Source organism: Streptomyces sp. SID13666 (genome assembly GCF_010548325.1).
Classification (GTDB): domain Bacteria; phylum Actinomycetota; class Actinomycetes; order Streptomycetales; family Streptomycetaceae; genus Actinacidiphila; species Actinacidiphila fildesensis.
In genome coordinates, this window is sequence record NZ_JAAGLX010000017.1 from 87066 (window position 1) to 103852 (window position 16787).

Annotated in this window: 14 protein-coding genes and 2 pseudogenes; 3 read left to right on the forward strand and 13 right to left on the reverse strand. The window is 71.0% G+C overall.

Going from position 1 to position 16787, the window contains the following annotated elements:
- Positions 1-20 precede the first annotated feature (20 nt).
- The 4 genes from G3I60_RS22365 to gmd form a co-directional block, all read right to left on the reverse strand.
- On the reverse strand, positions 21-1193 hold the full coding sequence (locus G3I60_RS22365) for a glycosyltransferase (protein ID WP_164294707.1): 1173 nt from the start codon (positions 1191-1193) through the stop codon (positions 21-23).
- A gap of 7 nt (positions 1194-1200) precedes the next feature.
- A complete protein-coding gene (locus G3I60_RS22370; RefSeq protein WP_164294708.1) occupies positions 1201-1878 on the reverse strand; it encodes a hypothetical protein in 678 nt (225 codons plus the stop codon).
- Positions 1875-4025, reverse strand: coding sequence for a LamG-like jellyroll fold domain-containing protein (locus G3I60_RS22375; protein WP_239070112.1), 2151 nt, complete (start codon positions 4023-4025; stop codon positions 1875-1877). Before G3I60_RS22375 ends, G3I60_RS22370 begins: the two co-directional genes overlap by 4 nt.
- A 164-nt stretch (positions 4026-4189) precedes the next feature.
- Positions 4190-5203 (reverse strand): GDP-mannose 4,6-dehydratase, encoded by a 1014-nt coding sequence (gene gmd / locus G3I60_RS22380; protein ID WP_138353801.1) that lies wholly within the window; start codon positions 5201-5203, stop codon positions 4190-4192.
- A gap of 96 nt (positions 5204-5299) precedes the next feature.
- On the opposite strand from gmd, the gene G3I60_RS22385 reads away from it, so the two are divergent.
- A complete protein-coding gene (locus G3I60_RS22385) occupies positions 5300-6244 on the forward strand; it encodes a GDP-L-fucose synthase (protein ID WP_164294710.1) in 945 nt (314 codons plus the stop codon).
- 34 nt (positions 6245-6278) lie between these two features.
- Here the strand turns inward: G3I60_RS22385 and G3I60_RS22390 are convergent, their stop codons facing one another.
- Complete coding sequence (locus G3I60_RS22390; RefSeq protein ID WP_244809148.1) at positions 6279-7652, reverse strand: sugar transferase; 1374 nt, start codon at positions 7650-7652, stop codon at positions 6279-6281.
- Between the two features lie 359 nt (positions 7653-8011).
- Between G3I60_RS22390 and G3I60_RS22395 the strand changes: the two genes are divergently transcribed.
- Positions 8012-9076 (forward strand): small ribosomal subunit Rsm22 family protein, encoded by a 1065-nt coding sequence (locus G3I60_RS22395; protein ID WP_164294711.1) that lies wholly within the window; start codon positions 8012-8014, stop codon positions 9074-9076.
- A gap of 10 nt (positions 9077-9086) precedes the next feature.
- Here the strand turns inward: G3I60_RS22395 and corA are convergent, their stop codons facing one another.
- From corA to G3I60_RS22425, 6 genes and pseudogenes are all read right to left on the reverse strand, one after another.
- Positions 9087-10178: a magnesium/cobalt transporter CorA gene (corA, locus tag G3I60_RS22400; protein WP_164294712.1), complete on the reverse strand. Its 1092-nt coding sequence runs from the start codon at positions 10176-10178 to the stop codon at positions 9087-9089.
- Positions 10179-10260: 82 nt separating this feature from the next.
- On the reverse strand, positions 10261-11853 hold the full coding sequence (locus G3I60_RS22405; protein ID WP_164294713.1) for an NAD(P)/FAD-dependent oxidoreductase: 1593 nt from the start codon (positions 11851-11853) through the stop codon (positions 10261-10263).
- A 13-nt stretch (positions 11854-11866) separates the two neighbouring features.
- The gene (gene ddaH / locus G3I60_RS22410; RefSeq protein WP_343241175.1) at positions 11867-12685 is read right to left on the reverse strand and encodes a dimethylargininase; all 819 of its coding nucleotides are present in this window, start codon (positions 12683-12685) and stop codon (positions 11867-11869) included.
- A gap of 187 nt (positions 12686-12872) precedes the next feature.
- Positions 12873-13199: pseudogene (locus G3I60_RS22415) on the reverse strand (hemin ABC transporter ATP-binding protein); the annotation flags it as partial.
- A pseudogene (locus G3I60_RS22420) lies at positions 13133-13309 on the reverse strand (iron chelate uptake ABC transporter family permease subunit); the annotation flags it as partial. The pseudogenes G3I60_RS22420 and G3I60_RS22415, both read right to left, overlap by 67 nt.
- 51 nt (positions 13310-13360) lie before the next feature.
- The gene (locus tag G3I60_RS22425; RefSeq protein ID WP_138353795.1) at positions 13361-14014 is read right to left on the reverse strand and encodes a heme oxygenase (biliverdin-producing); all 654 of its coding nucleotides are present in this window, start codon (positions 14012-14014) and stop codon (positions 13361-13363) included.
- A 199-nt stretch (positions 14015-14213) separates the two neighbouring features.
- Between G3I60_RS22425 and G3I60_RS22430 the strand changes: the two genes are divergently transcribed.
- On the forward strand, positions 14214-14924 hold the full coding sequence (locus G3I60_RS22430; RefSeq protein WP_164294714.1) for a bifunctional DNA primase/polymerase: 711 nt from the start codon (positions 14214-14216) through the stop codon (positions 14922-14924).
- A gap of 39 nt (positions 14925-14963) precedes the next feature.
- On the opposite strand, the gene G3I60_RS22435 is transcribed toward G3I60_RS22430, so the two are convergent.
- A complete protein-coding gene (locus tag G3I60_RS22435) occupies positions 14964-15941 on the reverse strand; it encodes a hypothetical protein (protein ID WP_164294715.1) in 978 nt (325 codons plus the stop codon).
- Entirely contained in the window at positions 15823-16785 is a 963-nt protein-coding gene (gene efeU / locus G3I60_RS22440; protein WP_138353792.1) for an iron uptake transporter permease EfeU, read from the reverse strand. Before efeU ends, G3I60_RS22435 begins: the two co-directional genes overlap by 119 nt.
- Between the last annotated feature and the right edge of the window lie 2 nt (positions 16786-16787).

Sequence of the window (16787 nt, forward strand, 5' to 3'; positions counted from 1 at the left end):
CCCCCTTCCCCGCTACCCCGTCAGCGTCGCACGTCCGCGTACACCTTTTGCAGGTGGTCCACGATCGCGTCGATGGTGAAGGAGTCATGGATCAGCCGCCGGGCCGCGACGGAGGCCGCCGCGTGCACCGCCGGGTCGAGCAGCTCCAGGATCGCACCGGCGATCCGGGCGCCGTTCTCGGCACTGTTCCCGCCGCCGGTCTCCTCGCGGCTGTCCACGAGCCGGCCCGCGCCCGCCGCCTCGATGTCGGGGGCCAGCCCGCAGGTCTTGGTGACGACCACGGGTGTGCCCACGGACATGGCCTCGGCCGCGGACAGCGAGAACGATTCCTGGATCGACGGGATGACGTAGACGTCCGCCCGCCGCAGCTGCTCGTACACCGCGGTCCTGTCGAGCGCGCCGACGTACTCCACCGACCCGTCGACCCCCAGCGCGCGGGCGCGGGCCAGGGTCGCGTCCAGGCCGCCCGTGTCGGGCCCGGCGAGTACGAAGCGCGCCTCCGGGTGCTTGCCGAGCACGCCGGGGACGGCCTCGATGAAGTCCTCGGGCCGCTTGGCGGGGTGCACCCGGGCCAGATACAGCACGGTGGGCGGCCCGCCGTGCGAGGAGGCCCGCAGTTCCGGGCGGTACTCGCCCTGCGGTTCGACGCCGTTGGCCAGCCGTACGGTGTTGGTCAGTTCGACCGGTTCCACCACGGCGTTGACGTTGCGGCGCTCGGTCTCGGTGAGGCACAGCACCGCGTCGGCCCGCCGCAGCACCCGCCGCACCCCGAACGCGTCGGAGATCTTGGCGGGCAGCCGCTCGGTCGGGTCGATCATCCCGTGCGTCTGCAGGACCAGTGGCCGGCCGCACTGCAGGGCGGCGAGCGCGATCGGCAGGGTGACGAGGTCCCGCATGAGGTGGACGTGCACGACGTCCGCCGACTTCACCAGCCGGCGCGCCCTGGCCAGCAGTGACGGGGAGGTGATCCCCGCGACGCCGAACCGCCGGATGAGGTGCCGGGCCTGGAACAGCTGCGCCGGTACCCCTTCCACCTCGGTCGGCAGCGGCCCCTCGAACTCGTCGCCGAGGGTGACCAGCCGGGCGTCGACCCCGCGCTCGATCAGCCCGCGCGAGAGGCTGAGCGCCACCCGCGTCGGACCGCCGAAGGCGTGGCTGGGTGTGTGCAGCGTGACGGCGTGCAGGACCCGCATACCCCGTTCACTCCCCCTTCGAGAAGAGCCAGACGGAGCAGCCCGTGCTGGTGAAGCCGCGTGCGCCGGCCGGCACGGTGACCAGCGCCCTGCTGCCGGAGACCGCCTTGCCGTCCGCGCCGGTGAGCTTCCAGGAGCAGCCCTTGGACGGGGTCGGCGCGTGATAGGTGCCGGGGGTGATGACGCTGCCGGCCTTCACCTTGCTCCCGACGGTGAAGGTGCCGTCGGTGAAGCCGTGTTCCGCCGCCGCGAGTACCGGCTTCTGGTCGGGGCAGAGTGCGGTGACGGCGTCGTGCGCGCTGGAGATCTGGCCGAGGACGATGCCGCTCGCCGCCGCGTCGGGGTCCCGCTTGGCGATGAACTTGATCTTGTCGCAGGACTCCTGGCCGAGCTCCAGCACGGCCGCCGGGTCCGATCCCTTCGGCACCCGGCCGGTCAGGTACTGCTTCTGCTGCTTGGTGAAGGAGCCCGTCGCCGGTGTCAGTTCCGCCGCCGGGACGGTGGGTCCGGGCGTGGTCGGAGCGGCGGTGGCGGTGGGGTTCTGGTCGAGGCCCCCGGAGGCGGGGGCGGAGGCGGTCGGAGGCGCGGCGGCCTTCGGGTCGCTGCTGGAGCAGCCGGTCAGGAACACCACCGCCGCCGCCGTCGTGATGACGGCGGCGGCGGTGGCCCGGAGCGGGTGGATCATCCGGTGAGCCCCAGGGTGCGGTGCTGGGCGATCTGCGCGGGAGTCAGAACGCTCGGGTAGATCGCGGTCTCGTCGATGGAGCCGGCGAAGTAGTTGCTCGCGGGCTGGCTCGGCCAGCCGTTGAGCTGGTCGCCGCCGACGTGCCAGTAACCGGTGTAGTCCTGGCTGGCGGTGTACGCGCTGTTGCTGGACACGAGGTTTCCGTCGACGTAGAGCCGCATGCCGTTGGAGCCCTGGGTACCGACCACGTGGTGCCACTGGCCGTTGTTCAGGCCGGTGCCGCTGGCGATGGTGCGGGTCCCGTTGAGGTAGGCGCCGAAGATCAGCTGACCGTTGTTGGTCATGTAGATGTGCTTGTCGTAGTTGGAGCTGAGCCGGCCGTTGGTGTTGCTGCCGAAGCCGACGAGCTTTCCGCCCTGCGTGGTGGTCGTCTTGAACCACGTCTCGACGCTGTACGAGGCCGGGCGGGGGTAGGAGCGGTCGCTGTACGAGTACTGGCTGGTGCCGTTGTACGTGACCGCCGTGCTGTTGCCCTGGACCGCGGCGGGGACGACCCGGCGGGTCGAGTACCCGACGTTGTCGCCGGCCGCCTGGTTGCCCGAGGCGTCCGCGAGGTAGCCGGCCGTCTCGTCGTAGCGCCAGTACAGGTTGGCGCCGTCGGCGATCACCTTGGCGGGGTACGACTCGGCGGTGGCCGCGGCGACGGTGGTCGCGTTGGCCGACTTGGCGCTGACGTTGGTGCCGTCGCTCGCCGACACCCGGTAGGTGTACGACGTGCCCGCCACCACGTTGGTGTCGGTGAAGGTGAGCTGCGGCCGCACCCACGGGAGCGAGGAGGCGCTGACGGTGTAGACCGGGGTGGCACCGTTGTTCCGGTACACGTTGTAGGTCAGGTTGCCGTCGTCGAGGTCCAGACTGGTCTGCCAGCGGACCTGGACCTTGCCGGGCTCCACGCTCGACGCGACGACCTGCGGGATGCTGGGCGCCCCGGTGTCAGGACCGTTCGAGAAGCGGGTCAGACCCTGCTGGGCCTTGAGGTTGGTGGTGGTGAAACCGCCACCGGCCCAGAGGTAGTCCTTGCCGCCGCCGGACGCGACGATCAGCACACGCGGGCCGACCAGCTCGCCGAGACCGTCATTGGTGTCGGGGAACCAGGGCAGCAGCGTCGGGCTGTCGACCGACTCGGCCAGCAGGTGGTGGCGGGTGCCGTCCGGGTACTCGCCCATGGTCGAGCAGTCGTGGGCGTGCGAACCGCTGTAGATCACCGACTGGTAGAGCGCCAGGTTCTGGGTGGCGCCCAGGCAGGTGTCCCGCCAGCGCTGGTTCCAGTCGCTGTAGTTGAAGGCGATGCGGCCGTCGAACACACCGCCGCCGGTGCCCTCGTTGGCGACGTAGAAGCCGGTGCTGTCGGTGATGATGTCCTTGACGACCGACGTGTTGTCGATGAAGCCGTTCGGGTAGTTCTTGGTGACGGCTCCGGTGGTGGCGTCCACCACCGCCAGGGCGTGCGAGTTCGCGCCGTTCACGGTGTAGAAGTCACCGCCGACGATCACATGTGTGCCGTCGGCCGCGACCTCGACGGCGCGCGCCGTCTCGTCCGTGTCGGCCGTCCACGGCTTCAGGGCGCCCGCGGTGGTGACCGCGGCCAGGTGGCTGCGGGTCTGGCCCTCGACGGACTGGAAGTCGCCGCCGAGGTAGACGGTGTCGGCGGTCGCCGTCAGCGCGCGCACGGTGGCGGTGACGTTGACGTGGAAGTCGTTGCGCGGGGTGCAGGTGGCGATGTCGATCGCCGCCAGGTTGCTCACCCCGACGCCGTTGACCGCTCCGAAGGAGCCGCCCGCGTAGAGCGTCTTGCGGTCCGGCGAGACGGTGAGCGCGCGGACCGTCTCCGTGCCGCCGGTGAAGGACAGGTGGCACCCGGTGGGTGCGCCCGTCGTGGTGTCGAACGCGGCGAAGTTGACCGCGGGCTGCTCGTTCTCGCCGGCAGCCGAGCCGGGCGGCCGGATGGCCGAGAACGTACCCCCGGCGAAGACCACTCCGTCCGCCTGGGCGAAGGCCCAGACGATCCCGTTGGTCTGCCAGGTCGAAAGGTCGTCCGCCGTGATGGCGACCGGCGGAGTCAGTGCCGTCGCGGACTGCGACGTCATCACTCCCAGTGTCGCGGCCGCCAATGCAGTGGCAACCGAGAACACCCCCAATTTACGCATGCGTAGCCCCCCAGGCCCCTAGCGTTTGCCCGTGGCTCGTACAGCCGACGGTGCAGGGCAGAGTAGGGCGCTCCGTAGGCCCCAGTCTGCAGTTTTGGCGAGATTTAGCGATCTATGCGCACAGTTGCGCCCGCCAACTGATCGGATACGTGCTGAATGTCGGCATCCACCATGATCCGAGCTAGCTCTTCCACCTTGACCGATGCTTTCCAGCCAAGGAGGTCGTGGGCCTTGCTCGCATCCCCGATGAGTGCGTCGACCTCGCTGGGCCGCTCGTACTTGGGGTCGTAGCGAACATATTCGGCCCATTCCAGTCCCGCATGGGCGAACGCGGTCTCCACGAACTGCCGCACCGTAGCAGGCTCACCGGTGGCGACCACATAGTCGTCGGGCTCGTCGCGCTGCAGCATCCGCCACATCGCGTCCACGTACTCCGGCGCGTAGCCCCAGTCGCGGACCGCGTCGAGGTTGCCGAGGTAGAGCCGGTCCTGCAGGCCGGCCTGGATCCGGGCGACCGCCCGGGTGATCTTCCGTGTGACGAAGGTCTCGCCACGGCGCGGGGACTCGTGGTTGAACAGGATCCCGTTGACGGCGAACATTCCGTACGCCTCGCGGTAGTTCACCGTCGACCAGTAGCCGAAGACCTTGGCGCAGCCGTAGGGGCTGCGCGGGTGGAACGGCGTGCTCTCGTTCTGCGGCGGCGGCGCGGCGCCGAACATCTCCGACGACGAGGCCTGGTAGACGCGGGTGCTGATACCGCTCGCGCGGACCGCCTCCAGCAGGCGCAGCGCGCCGAGACCGGTCACGTCGCCGGTGTAGAGCGGCGCGTCGAAGGAGACCCGGACGTGCGACTGCGCGCCGAGGTTGTACACCTCGTCGGGCTGCAGGTCGCGCAGCAGGTTCACCAGGGCGACGCCGTCCGACAGATCGGCGTGGTGCAGCACGAGGGAACGATTCGCCTCCTGCGGGCCCTGGTAGATGTGGTCGATCCGCTCGGTGTTGAAGCTGGACGACCGGCGCACGAGACCGTGCACCGTGTAGCCCTTGGCGAGCAGCAGTTCGGCCAGGTACGAGCCGTCCTGGCCGGTGACGCCGGTGATGAGTGCGCTCTTGCTCACGCGGTCCCCCCTTAGGGATCCGGATATATTGCTGTTTCGTACGGAAAGCTGGGCTCAGACCCGAATGGGTGATGCCACAGGGCATAATCCGGTGTCATGAAGGCTACGAGGGAACTGCTCCCGCCCAGCGCCCGGATCTTCGTCGCGGGACACCGCGGACTGGTCGGCTCGGCGGTCACCCGCCGGCTCACCGCCGACGGCTACCAGGTGATCACCCGCGGCCGGGACGGACTGGACCTGCGCGACGCCGCGGAGACCGGGAAGTTCCTGGCGGAGGTCCGGCCCGACGCGGTCGTGCTCGCCGCCGCCAAGGTCGGCGGGATCATGGCCAACAGCACCTATCCGGTGCAGTTCATCGAGGACAACCTGCGGATCCAGCTGAGCGTCATCGCCGGCGCACACGCGGCGGGGGTCGGCCGGCTGCTCTTCCTCGGCTCGTCCTGCATCTACCCCAAGCTCGCCCCGCAGCCGATCCGCGAGGACGCGCTGCTCACCGGCCCGCTGGAGCCGACCAACGAGCCGTACGCGCTCGCCAAGATCGCCGGCATCGTCCAGATCCAGTCCTACCGGCGGCAGTACGGCGCCTCGTACATCTCGGCGATGCCGACCAATCTCTACGGTCCCGGCGACAACTTCGACCTGGAGACCTCGCACGTCCTGCCGGCCCTGATCCGCCGCTTCCACGAGGCGAAGCGGGACGGGCGCGAGAGCGTCGAGCTCTGGGGCACCGGCTCCCCGCGGCGCGAGTTCCTGCACGTGGACGATCTCGCCGCCGCCTGCGCGCTGCTGCTGCGCACCTACGACGGCGACGAGCCGGTCAACGTCGGCTGCGGCGACGACCTGACGATCCGCGAACTCGCGCAGACCGTCAGGGACGTCGTCGGCTATGAGGGTGCCATCGCCTGGGACTCGACCAAGCCCGACGGGACCCCGCGGAAACTGCTGGACGTGTCCCGGCTGACGGATCTCGGCTGGAAGCCGACGATCCCGCTGCCGGACGGCATCGCCTCGGTGTACACCCAGTGGCGGTCCGAGGCGTGAGGGGTTGGCGGATGGAGGAACGAAGGGCACCGGTCTAATACGCTCCTCGTCCGTCGACCACGGCACGGAGCGTGCGGGCCATCACGTCGACATCACTGGTGAACGACCAGTTGTCGACGTACTGCAGGTCGAGTGCGACCGTCTCGTCCCAGGACAGGTCGGAACGTCCGCTGACCTGCCAGAGTCCGGTGATACCCGGCTTGACGGCGAGCCGGCGCAGCTCGATCTCGTCGTAGCGGGCCACCTCCTCCGGCAGCGGCGGGCGCGGCCCGACCAGTGACATCTCACCGCGCAGCACATTGACGAGCTGCGGCAGTTCGTCGAGCGAGCAGCGGCGCAGCAGCCGGCCGACGCTGGTGACCCGGGGGTCCCGGCGCATCTTGAACATCAGGCCGTCGTTCTCGTTGGCGGCCGTCAGTTCGGCCTTGCGGGCCTCGGCGTCCACGACCATGGTGCGGAACTTCCACATGGTGAAAGGCGCGCAGTTCTGGCCGTGCCGGACCTGCTTGTGGAAGGCCGGGCCGGGTGACCCGAGCCGGATGGCGGCGGCGATCAGCCCGAACAGCGGTGCCAGCACCAGCAGCCCGGCGGCGGCGCCGGCCCGGTCCATGGCCGACTTGAGCTGGATCTGGACTCCGCGCCGGGTGGGCGGGGCGATGTGGAGCATCGCCAGCCCGGCGGGCGCGGCGAGCTGGACGCGGCGCATGGACACGTCCACCAGTCCCGGCAGGACCGCCAGCGGCAGTCCCGCGTCGTGCAGCGCCCAGGACAAACGTTTCAGCCGCTCTCCGGCCATCCGCGGTCCCGGTGCCACCAGCACGAGTTCCGCGCGGTGGTCCCGGGCGGCGCCCAGCACGAGCGCGGAGTCGCCGCTCGGGGCGCTGGGCATCACGGAGCCCAGCCGGGCACTGACCGGCGCGCCGCATTCGAGGTTGGCGTTCCCGACCGGGACGACACCGACGACCACATAGGCGTGGTCGGTGCGTCCGGCCAGGTGGCCGACGACATGGTCCGCGGCGCTCGGCTCGCCGATCACCAGGACCTTGCGGACCGCGTGCGCCTCGCGGCGGGCCGCCGCGAGATGCCGGTGCGTCATCTTGCGGCAGGAGGCGGTCAGCAGCAGTCCGGGCGCGAGCCCGAGCAGCGCCAGTGAGGGCTCGGAGATCTCGCCGACGGCGGTACGCGCGACGGCCAGCACTCCGAGCAGGATCAGCCAGTCGTACAGAACCGGCAACGCGGCCCGGGACTCGCCCAGGGAGCGCGCCGCATAGCGGTGCCTGCCCGCCTGCACACACAGCCAGGCCACCGCGGCCACCACTGCGCATGCCCATGGGTACGGCTGACGCGTCGCCTGGAACACGAGCGCCACGGGAAGCGCGATACCCACCAGGTCGACGGCGAGCGCCACCGGTAGGTACCACGTCGGTTTGTCACTGAGTCCGCGCGGAGCCTTGCTCCGCACGGGTTTCGGTTCGGCTTCGATCAGACCATTGGGTACTTCGACACGCCGCATGGACCCCCCAGGCACATCGCGACCGACTGAGCGCGGTTGCCACTTCCCCAAGCAGCAGTGCGCCGTGATAAACCGGAACGCTAGGCCAAAAGAGTGGTCATCCGCTGCGGTTTACGTATATTCGAGCCGTTGTTGTGTCCAAGTTAATAGCTCAGCTGCACAACGTGGCCATACGGAGTATGGCGGGCGTCCACATTATGGTTACAACCGGGGAGGGACACCTTCCGGAACGTACCGTCCCGGTACCGGACCGCATGCGGAGGGTAAGCGTCCGGCGCCCAGGACGGCGCCCCTTACAGTTGTCGCTTGTGTCCACCTTGCAAGCCTCCGATGACCTGCGCGCCGCGCTGAACGGCCTGCTCGACGGTCTGCCGCCGAACCGGGCGGCCCAGGCGGTCGACCGGCTGATCGCAGCCTACCGAGGCGCCACGCCGACCGACGTCCCGATCCTGCGGGACGCCTCCGACGTCGCCGCGTACGCCGCGTACCGGATGCCCGCCACCTACGCCGCCGTGCGCTCCGCGCTCGCGGAGTTCCAGGCGCGGGCGGGCACCTGGGCCCCGGCCACCCATCTGGACGTGGGCGGCGGCACCGGAGCGGCGACCTGGGCGGTCGCCGACACCTGGCAGCAGGACACCCACACCAGCACCGTCCTGGACTGGTCGGACGCCGCCCTCACCCTCGGCCGCGAACTGGCCGCGGGCGCCGACTCCGCGGCGGTACGGGACGCCGAATGGCGCCGGGCCCCGCTGGGCGGCGCCGTACGGCTGCCCGAGTCCGACCTGGTCACCGTCTCGTACGTGCTCGGCGAACTGGACGCCGCCGCCCGGGTCTCCGTCGTCGCCGAGGCGGCCCGCGCGGCACTGGGCGCCGTGGTGATCGTCGAGCCCGGCACCCCGGACGGCTACGCCCGGGTCATCGCCGCGCGCGACCAGCTCCTCGGCGCCGGGTACACCGTGCTCGCCCCCTGCCCGCACAACGGGACCTGCCCGATAGAGGGCACCGACTGGTGCCACTTCGCGGCCCGGGTGAACCGCTCCTCGCTGCACCGCCAGATCAAGGGCGGCTCACTGCCGTACGAGGACGAGAAGTTCAGCTACGTCGCGGCCGCCCGCTTCCCGGCCGCCCCCGCGGCCGGGCGCGTCGTGCGGCACCCGCAGATCCGCAAGGGCCAGGTGCTGCTCGACCTGTGCACCCGGGACGACGGACTCTCCCGCAGCATCATCACCAAGAAGCGGCACGGCGACCTCTACCGCGCCGCCCGCGACGCGGACTCGGGCGACCCCTGGCCGCCCGCGACAGACGCGACGGACTCCTGAGCCGGCCGGCTCAGAGCCAGCCGTAGCGCCGGAAGGCCCGGTAGACCACCGCGGACAGCACGGCCGTCACCCCGACCATCAGCGGATAGCCGAAGGTCCACTTCAGTTCCGGCATGTGCTCGAAGTTCATCCCGTAGAAACCGGCGATCATCGTCGGGATCGCGAGGATCGCGGCCGCCGCGCTGATACGCCGCATATCGGTGTTCTGCTGCACGGCGAGCTGGCTGAGATTGGCCGACAACAGCCCGTCCACCAACTCGGTGTAGCCCGCCAGCCGCTCCCGGACATGGGACAGATGGTCGGCGACGTCCCGCAGATACCGGCCCACCTCGGGCCCGATGACGGGGTGCGGGTCCTCCGCGAGGCGCTGCAGCGGCCGCGCCATCGGATGGACGGCCCGCTTGAACTCGATCAGCTCGCGCTTGAGCTGGTAGATCCGCTCCGCGTCGTCGCCGTGCCCGGCCGAGAACACATCGGACTCCAGCTGGTCCACATCCAGCTCCACCCGGTCCGCGACGTCCAGATAGTCGTCGACGACCTGGTCCGCGATCGCGTGCAGCACCGATGCCGGACCCTGCGCCAGCAGGTCCGGCCGCGCCTCCAGGGAACTGCGCACCCGCGACAGGCCCGGCGCGCTGCCGTGCCGGACGACCACGACGAAGTCCTTGCCCAGGAACATCATGATCTCGCCGGTGTCGACGACCTCACTGGTCGCCGTCAGCTGCTCGTGCTCCACGAAGACGATCGTCTTCAGCACCAGGAAGAGCGTGTCGCCGTAGCTCTCCAGCTTCGGCCGCTGGTGCGCCTTGACGGCGTCCTCCACGGCGAGCGGGTGCAGGCCGAACACATCGGCGATCTCCACGAGGTGCTCGGCGTCCGGCTGGTACAGCCCGATCCAGGCGAAGCCGCCCGGCCGCTCCCTCGCCGCCGCCAGCGCCTCACGCGGCGGCAGGGTCGCGGAGCGCTTGCCGTCCTCGTACACCGCGCAGTCCACGATCACGTCCGCGGTGCACTTGCGGGGCGCGGGCAGCGCGCCGCCACTCTCGTCGAGGGTGTGCCACTTGCCCCCGCTCCCGCTTCTGCGCCACTGCCGACCGGTCATCGTGCCCTCCTCGGTACGTATCCGAGGAAGTATCGCCGATCGGGCAGGTGGCCCGTCCGTCCGCCCTGCCGTGCGGCCCCGGTCAGGCTCCCGGCGTCCCGTGCAGGACCGCCATCGCCGCGTTGTGCCCGGGGATCCCGCTGACACCGCCGCCGCGCACCGCGCCCGCGCCGCACAGCAGCACGGCGGGGTCCCCGGTCTCCACGCCCCAGGGGCCGGTGCCGGGGGCGGCGTACGGCCAGCTCAGGTCGCGGTGGAAGATATGGCCGCCCGGCAGGCCGACCTCGCGCTCCAGGTCCAGCGGGGACTTCGCCTCGATGCAGGGCCGGCCGTCGGCGTCGAGCGCCAGGCAGTCGGCCAGCGGCTCGGCCAGTACCGCGTCGAGCTGGGCGAGGGTGGCCTTGAGCAGCGCCTCCTTCGTACCGGACGGGTCGGCGGCGAACAGCCGGGCAGGGGCGTGCAGGCCGAAGAGGGTGAGGGTGTGCGCGCCCTGGCCGGCCAGGGCGGGGGAGAGGATCGACGGGTCGCTCAGCGAGTGGCAGTAGATCTCGGACGGCGGGGCGGCCGGGATCCGGCCCGCCGCGGCCTCCTCGTACGCGGTCGCCAGCTCGCCGTACGACTCGGCGATGTGGAACGTGCCGGCGAACGCCTCGCGCGGGTCCACGGAACGGTCCCGCAGCCGCGGCAGCCGCCGCAGCAGCATGTTGACCTTGAGCTGGGCGCCTTCCGGCCGGGACGGTTCGGGCTCGCCGAGCAGTCCGGCGAGGGTGTGCGGGGCGGCGTTCACCAGCACGTGCCCGGCGCCCACCCGGCCCCCCTCGAAGGAGACCTCGGCGCGGCCGCCGTCCGTCGCGATGCCCGTCACCTCGCAGCCGGTGACGATCTCCGCGCCGGCCGCCAGGGCGGCCCCGGCCAGCGCGTCCGTCAGCGCGCCCATACCGCCCACCGGCACGTCCCAGTCCCCGGTCCCGCCGCCGATGACGTGGTAGAGGAAGCAGCGGTTCTGCCGCAGCGTCTCGTCGTGGGCGTGGGTGAACGTGCCGATCAGCGCGTCGGTCAGCACGATGCCCCGGACCAGTTCGTCCTCGAACACCGCCTCCACGGTCTCGCCCAGCGGACGTTCGAACAGCGCCTCCCAGGCCGCCGGATCGTCCACGATCCGCTCCAGCTCCGCCCGGGACGGCAGCGGCCCGGTCAGCGTCGGGAAGACCCGCTCCGCCACCTGCCGCGTCATCGTGTAGAAGCGCTGCCACGCGTCGAAGTCCCGCTCCGAGCCGGTGCGGCGCACGAAGCCCTCCCGGGTCCTGGACGGATCCTGCGAGTCGACCAGCAGGCCTCCCCCAACCTCCGGCCGGGGGGACCCCCACCCGTACGGCGTGTACGAGGAGATCCGGCGGCGGCGCACCGCGAAGCGCAGCCCCAGCTCCTCCGTGATCTTCTTCGGGAGCAGGCTGACCAGGTACGAGTAGCGCGACAGCCGGGCGTCGACCCCCGTGAACGCCTGGGCGGACACGGCCGCGCCGCCGGTGGCCGGCAGCCGCTCCAGCAGCAGCACGCTGCGGCCGGCGCGGGCCAGGTAGGCGGCGGCCACCAGACCGTTGTGGCCGCCGCCGACGATCACGGCGTCGTACGAGGAACGCTTCGGTACGCGGGACGATGCGGTGGTGGAGGACATGCAGGCACGGTAGCTACCGCAGCTCCTGGGTGCAGCACTTCACGCTGCCGCCGGCTTTGTGGAGCTCCGACAGATCGACCGCGACCGGTTCGAAACCGCGCTCGCGCAGCGGTGCGAACAGGCCGGTGGCGCCACGCGGGAGGACCACATGGCGTCCGTCGCTGACGGCGTTCAGCCCGAGTGCGGCGGCGTCCGCCGCCGTCGCGAGCAGGGCGTCGGGGAAGAGCCGGGCCAGTACTTTGCGGCTGCCGGGCGAGAACGCGTCAGGGAAGTACATGACCTCGCCCGCCGCGTCGTCGAGAACGGCGAACGCGGTGTCGAGGTGGTAGTAGCGGGGGTCGGTCAGTTCCAGCCCGATGACGGGCCGGCCGAAGAACTCCTGGGCCTCGGAGTGCGAGAGCGGGCTGCTGCGGAAGCCCATTCCGGCCAGGATCCACTGCGAGGTGACGGCGAAGTCGCCCTCGGCCTCGTTGATGTGCTGCGGCTCGCGCACCTCGGTGAATCCGTTGCGGCGGAACCACGCCAGATGCGCCGGCGCCTCGTCGGTCCGCTCCGCGTTGAAGAACCGGGCGCCGAGCACCCGGCCGTCCACGACGGTGGCGCCGTTGGCGGCGAAGACCATGTCGGGCAGGTCGGCCACCGGGTCGAGGACCTCGACGGTATGGCCCAGGGAGCGGTAGCGGTCCCGCAGTTCCTCCCACTGGAAGAGCGCGAGTACGGGGTCGACCGGCTTGGCCGGGTCCATCCACGGATTGATCGAGTAGGTCACCCGGAAGTGCTCGGGCGGGCACATCAGGTACCGCCGGGGTGTGGCGGTGCGGACTGTGCGCAATGCGGGCTCCTCGTCGTTTGAGGCTCCGGCGGAACGCCGATGGGGCTGCGTACGCGTATCGGGGTCACGTACGCGCACAAATCGTCCACCCTCGGCGGCCGAAACGCATCGAACCATTTGGGTGGTTCGCACGATCGTTTTCATACACGGCGGCCTATCGCACCGGCCCTGTCCCACGCCGCGACCGTCAGCGGCGGGGGAGTACGAGCGGTTCGCCGGTTCTGGGGTGGGCGAACACCTCGACCGGATGCCGGTACACCGTGCTCAGCAGTTCCTCGGACAGGACGTCGGCGGGGGCGCCGTCGGCCGCGATCCGGCCGTCCGCCAGCACCGCGATCCGGTCGGCGTGCGCGGCCGCCAGGCCCAGGTCGTGCAGCACCACGACCACGGCGCGGCCCCCGCCGGCCTGGGCGCGGCGGCTCCAGAACCTGTTGACGAGCGGCTTGTTCACGCCCAGCCTCCCCGTCGGTTGCGGATACGGCGCAGCAGCCAGCAGAAGAACGGGCTGCCGACGAGGGCGGTCAGAACACCGAGCGGCAGTTCCGCGGGGGCCGCGAGGGTGCGGGCGGCGAGGTCGGCGGCGACCAGCACCAGCGCACCGCCGAGCGCGCTGCCGGGCACCAGAACCCGCCGGCCCCGCCCTCCGGGCGGACGACGCTACTTCGAAGACACTCCCTACGCGCTCAGCGGGTAGGCGGCACCGAGGTCGGCGAAGACGGCGCTGTTCAGGGCGAAGGCGGTGCGGCACTCGTCCACCACGCGCTGCTTCTCCAGGTCGTCGACGGCCAGGGCGTCCAGCAGCTCGCGGTACTCGCGCTTGAACGCGGCCGGGTTGCCGATCCCCTCGAAGACGTAGAACCGCACGCCGTCGCCCTTGCGTTCGAACCCCCAGGTCTTCTCCGCGATGCCACGGATCACCTGTCCGCCGGACAGGTCCCCCAGATAGCGGGTGTAGTGATGTGCGACATACCCCGCGGGCCACGTCCTGGCGACCTCGGCGACCCGCTCCGCGTACGCCGCCGTGGCGGGCAGCGGCACCGAGCGCTGCTGCCAGCCCGCGCCGAGCAGATGGTCCAGGTCGCGCTCCAGCTCCGCGACGCGCAGCAGTTCGGCGCGGACGAAGGGGCCGGCGACCGGGTCTGCGGCCAGCGACTGCGCCGCGTCCTCCAGGGCCCGGTAGACGAACCACAACTGCTCGGTGTAGCGGGCGTACGCGTCCACGCCGAGCCGTCCGCCGAGCAGGTCGCTCATGAAGGTCGAGTTCTCGGCCTCGGTGTGCTGAGCGTGGCTGGCGGTGCGGATCACAGTGGAGAACGGGGACGGCGTCAAGACAACCTCCTGCTTCGGGCGTGCCGCGATCCTTGCAACTTAGGTATACCTAAGTCTAGAGGATGCCGACAGCCTGTCGGGAACAACGCTACTCCAGTCCTTCCACCCCGGCTGTGCGTTCATTCCGGACAAGAGGCAGGATGATGCCCACCACCCGCGTACCGTGGACCATGGACGCGGGGGCGAGGGAAGGAGCCCGATGGCAGGCAAGAGCAGGTTGTCCGAGTGGCTGCGCCGCCGATCGGCAGGCTCGGACACCGATCCCGGATCTGCTCCCGCCCTGGTCCGCGAGGATCTGATCAAGGCCGCGGCCGCCGCAGGCTTCCCCGTCGCACCGGCCGCGCACCCCTCCGGATACGGCTGTTCGTGCGACCGCGTGGGCTGTCCCACCCCGGGCATGCACCCGGTCTCGTTCGCCTGGCACACGCAGGCCACCACGGATCCGCAGAAGATCGACCACTGGCTGCGCACCCAGCCGCTCGCGAACTTCATCTCCGCCACCGGCGCCAGCCATGACGTCCTAGACGTGCCGGCCGACGCGGGCGGCATCGCGCTGGACCGGCTCGCGGCCGAGGGCGGGGACGCCGGTCCGGTCGCCGCCTACGGGGACGACCGCCTGCTGTTCTTCACCGCCACCCGCGGCACCCCCGTCGACGAGGACGAGTGGTGGCCCTGCGAGCTGGACTGCCATCCCGAGACCGTCGACGAACACCCCGGTCTGCGCTGGCACTGCCGCGGCAGTTACGTCCTGCTGCCGCCCGCCAAGCTGCCCACCGGCGGCGCCGTGACCTGGCTGCCCGGCCGCGGTCCCGACCGCCCGCTGCCCGACCCGCTGCCGCTCCTGGAGGTCCTCATGGACTCCTGCGCCCAGGTGGAGTACGTCCCCGAAACGGTGGGCTGGCGGCTCTGACCGCCCGAGGCCGGCTCCGCGCGGGACCCGGCCACCGGTTCACTCGCCCTTGGCGGAGACCAGACCCAGCAGACGGCTCAGGAAGACGACCTTCCCCTGGGCGTCGTTCGCCGGCGGGACCATGACGGCCTGTTCCGCCACCCGGATCAGCGTGACCGAGTTCTTCGGGGTGCCGGTCATCAGCGCCTTGGTGTCCGGGTCGTCGACCTTCAACGGCTTGCCCGGCGTGGTCAGCCGCGACTGGTGGCGGGAGGCGAAGAACACCAGCGCCCCGCCGTCCGTGGTCCGCAGCCCCACCGGGGGGAACTCGCCCGCGCCCACCGGCTGGTCGGCGTACTCGGTGACCGCGGCCGAGGTGCCCGCGCCCTTGCGGCGCTGCTGGCGCACCTGCGAGGTCTGGGTGCCGTCGGCGAAGGCCAGCGTCGCCGCGGTGCCGGTCTGCAGATACGAGGTGTACGCGGCGCTGAGCCGGCCGGGCTCGACCAGCAGCCCCGAGCCGTCCAGCGGCACCGGCTCGGCGTAGCCGTCCTGGTCCAGCACGAACTTCGGCATCCGGTCGGCGGCGACCACCGCCAGGTACGAGGCCTTCCACGGGTCGCTCACGGCGGACCGCTGGAAGAGCAGCAGCCAGTGGGCGCCGTTGCCGGCACTGCTGACGGCGTCGGCGGCGAACCACTTGGGCCAGCCGCGCTGCTTCGGTATCAGGTAGCGCGCGTCGGTGAGCTTGAGCGGCACCGCGGCCGGATTGCCCTCCGGGTGGTTGGTGTGCCGCGCCGTCAGACCCGCGTTGTCCATCGCGCCGAGCGCGCCGGTCTCCGCCTTCGCCAGCGTCGCCGGATCGTAGCTCCGCTTGGCGTCGTTGTTGAGCTGGGTGAAACGGGCGAGGGCCTTGGCGGCCTCAGCCTTCGTCACCGCCGGTACGAGCGCCTGCTCCCCGTGCACGGTCACGCACCCCGTCACCGGCATCAGCACGAGCAGCAGAACTGCGGCTGTCAGGGACAACCTGCGGCGGGTCATTGGGCGTCGGCTCCTTCGGGGCTGCTGCGGTCGGCGCAACCCTACCGGGGGCGAGGAAGAAGGCCATCGTCGGTACGAGATACAGCGCCCACACCGTGACCTGGACGACGGTCGGATCCGGCTGGAAGTTGAGGACGCCCTTCAACAGGGTGCCGTACCAGCTGTCCTGGGGGATCGTGGAGCTGATGTCGAAGGCCACCGAGCCGAGGCCGGGCAGCCAGTCGGCCTCCTGCAGATCGTGCACGCCGTAGGCGAGCACGCCCGCCGCGACCACGACCAGCATGGCGCCGGTCCAGGTGAAGAACTTCGCCAGGTTGATCCTCAGCGCGCCGCGGTAGAAGAGCCAGCCGAGCACCACCGCGGTGGCCAGGCCCAGCGCGACGCCGATCAGCGGCTGCGTCGACCCGTCCTCGGAACCGGCGGCCTGCACCGCGGCCCAGACGAACAGCGCGGTCTCCAGGCCCTCGCGGCCGACCGCCAGCAGCGCGGTCGCGACGATCGCGGTGGTCCCCATGGCGAGCGCGGCGTCCAGCTTGCCGTGCAGCTCGCGCTTGAGATGCCGCGCGGTGCGCCGCATCCAGAAGACCATCCAGGTGACCAGGCAGACGGAGAGGATCGACAGCGAACCGCCCAGCGCCTCCTGCGCCTTGAAGTCCAGCGACGAGGAGCCGAACTGCAGCAGCGCGCCGAAGGCGGCACTGATGACGATGGCCACGGCCACACCGGCCCACATCGGCAGCAGTGTGTCCCTGCGCCCGGACTTCACCAGGTACGCGATCAGGATGCAGACGACCAGGCTGGCTTCGAGCCCTTCGCGCAGCCCGATCAGATAGTTACCGATCACCG